This window comes from Actinocorallia libanotica, from assembly GCF_039525175.1.
In the GTDB taxonomy this organism is placed as follows: Bacteria; Actinomycetota; Actinomycetes; order Streptosporangiales; family Streptosporangiaceae; genus Actinocorallia; species Actinocorallia libanotica.
In genome coordinates this window covers 1-751 of the sequence record NZ_BAAAHH010000116.1, presented here as the reverse complement: position 1 = coordinate 751, position 751 = coordinate 1, and the positions used below count along the sequence as shown (strand labels likewise).

The 751-nt window shown below is 71.6% G+C and carries 1 protein-coding gene; it reads right to left on the bottom strand.

From position 1 onward, the window contains the following. Positions 1-20 precede the first annotated feature (20 nt). On the bottom strand, positions 21-617 hold the full coding sequence (locus tag ABD140_RS39920; RefSeq protein ID WP_344248281.1) for a head-tail connector protein: 597 nt from the start codon (positions 615-617) through the stop codon (positions 21-23). Positions 618-751 lie beyond the last annotated feature (134 nt).

Below are 751 nucleotides of genomic sequence, written 5' to 3'. Positions count from 1 at the left end.
TCCCCCAGATGTCCATCGGCTCACCCCAACCCGGGCAGCACGTAGGGGCGCAGCAGCGCGGCGACGTCGGGGTCGACGCGCGAGACCCGCACGATTCCCCACTCCGCGCTACCGGTGATCCCGTCGGGGGAGTCCTTGCGCTTGAACAGGCGCGAGGCCTGGCGCAGGGTCGCGACCCGAACGGGTGCGGGGACGGCCGGCCACCCCCACCGGGCCGTCACCCGCACCCGCTGCCCGCCGCCGCACGGCCACGCCCCGCGCAGCAGCGAGGTAATCGGCTGCTCGTCGTCCAGTGCGTTGAGCGGCTCGGTCTCCACACTGTCGGTCACATCCGTCCAGGAGGAGCCGGTGCCGATCTCCACCACCAGGCCATCGAGGGAACCGATGTCGTTGATGAGCAGGTGCGTGCCGTCGCCGTCGCTCACCACGTTGCGCAGCGGCGAGAAGCGCCGGGCCGCGGCGATGCCGTCCAGCCAGAAGCGGCGCCCGCACGCCCGGTCGACGTACCGGCTCGCGGCCTCCAGCGCCTCGGTCAGCAGCTCATCGCGGTCGATGTCGGTGATGGAGTACTCGGCCTTGAGGTCGCCGATGTCGGCGTACACCGCTTCGGGGGGCATCACAGCGCCCCCCACTGCACGCGGGTGACGGCTTCTTCGAGTTCGACGCGCGGGGTGTAGATCTCCCGTAGCCGCACCGAGGACCCCACCCGGTAGGCCACGCCCGTGGGCGCCTCGGCCAGAAAGGAGAAGGT